This window comes from Deltaproteobacteria bacterium, from assembly GCA_026712905.1.
In the GTDB taxonomy this organism is placed as follows: domain Bacteria; phylum Desulfobacterota; class Binatia; order UBA9968; family JAJDTQ01; genus JAJDTQ01.
Genome location: JAPOPM010000187.1, coordinates 1 through 1,630, shown reverse-complemented (window position 1 = coordinate 1,630; position 1,630 = coordinate 1). Strand labels below are relative to the sequence as shown.

The following is a 1,630-nucleotide window of genomic DNA, read 5'->3' as shown; positions in this document are numbered from 1 at the left end:
CGACCTGCTGTTCGTGCTGGCGGTGTGCGTCGCCAGCACGGTGGCGCTGCTCTACGTGCTCTACCGGACCCGCCTGGGCCTGGCCACGCGGGCGGTGTCCCAACAGGACGTCGCGGCGCAGCTTTGCGGCATCGACGTGCACCGGACCAATGCCACCACCTTCGTGCTCGCGGGCCTGCTCGGCGGCATCGCCGGCGCCATGACGGCCTCCGCGGTGGGCGTGCTCTCGCCCCTGATCACGATCCCGCTCACGGTCAAGGGCCTGATCGTCACCGTCATCGGGGGGCTGGGATCGATTCCCGGCGCCATCGCGGCAGGGCTGCTGGTGGGCGGGTTCGAGAACGTCTTTCTCTACTTCCGGGGCGTCAACGAGCGCGACATGTACGTGCTGCTGCTGCTGTTCGTCTTCCTGGTCTTCAGGCCCCAGGGCATCTTCGGGTCGGGCACCGACAGGGATTAGTCGCCGATGTCCTACTATCTCGGCCTCGCCCAGCTCATCGGGATCCACACGCTTCTCGGGCTGTCCGCCTACGTCCTGATGCTGACCGGCCAGCTCTCTCTGGGGCAGGCCGGGTTCTTTGCCATCGGCGCCTACTGCGCCGGGATTCTCACCGTCATTTTCGAGCTGCACATCGTGCCGGCGCTGCTCGCCGGGGCGTTGTTCGCGGCGTTCTTCGCGTTCCTCGTGGGCTTTCCGGCCTTGCGGGTGAAGGGGCTGATGCTGGTGGTGGCCACCATCGCGTTCGGAGACTTCGTGCGCCTGTTCTTCTTCAACCTGAGCTGGCGCGTGCCCCGCGACGGCATCCACGTGGGACCCGACAGCACCAACGGCTTCCGCGAAATCCGTTACTTCGTGGCCAACGGATGGTCGCCGTGGGAGATCACCCTCTTCGTCTGGACATTCGTCGTGCTGGTGATGGCGGCGCTGTGGTGGATGGACCGTTCCCGCGCCGGCGCGGTGTTGCGGGCGGTGGGAGAAGACGAGCTCGCGGCCCAGAGCGTGGGCATCAGCCTCACCACGGTCAAGGTGACGGCCATGACCGTCGGCGGTTTCGTCGCCGGCATCGGCGGCGCCCTGTACGCGCACACGGCCACCTACGTGGACCATCTGACCTTCACGGTGCTGCTGGCGACCTTCGCGATCTCCTATCCGATCCTCGGCGGCCTCTCCAGCGTGTTCGGCACCCTGGTGGCGGTCATCTTCATTCAGGGCGTGCTGGTGGAAGGGCTCCGGTTCATGGGGGACTGGCGCAGCATCGTGTTCGGATTGCTCATCGTCGCCGCCATGAACCTGAAGCCCTCGGGCCTGTTCGATGCCCGCACCGCCCGTGTCCTGAGGCGCGCCATCGGCCTCGGCGGCGGGGAGAAGTCCCGTGCTTGAACTGCGTGGGCTGTCAAAGCATTTCGGCGGCGTCAAGGCCGTCGACGAGCTGGACCTCACCGTCAACGAGGGCGAGATCGTGGGCCTGATCGGCCCCAACGGATCGGGCAAGAGCACCACCATCAACCTGATCTGCGGCGTCTTCGGCGTCACCGCCGGGACGATCCGATTCCACGGAGAGCTGATGAACGGCAAGCCGCCGCATCAGCGCCTGCGGGCGGGCATCGCCCGTACCTTCCAGAACATTCG

Annotated in this window: 3 protein-coding genes; all 3 read left to right on the top strand. The window is 66.7% G+C overall.

Annotated elements, in window-relative coordinates:
- A partial coding sequence (locus OXF11_15475) for a branched-chain amino acid ABC transporter permease (GenBank protein MCY4488491.1) occupies positions 1-460 on the top strand: 460 nt, incomplete at its 5' end.
- Between the two features lie 6 nt (positions 461-466).
- Complete coding sequence (locus OXF11_15470) at positions 467-1,381, top strand: branched-chain amino acid ABC transporter permease (protein MCY4488490.1); 915 nt, start codon at positions 467-469, stop codon at positions 1,379-1,381.
- On the top strand, positions 1,374-1,630 hold a 257-nt coding region (locus OXF11_15465), incomplete at its 3' end, for an ATP-binding cassette domain-containing protein (protein MCY4488489.1). The genes OXF11_15470 and OXF11_15465, both read left to right, overlap by 8 nt.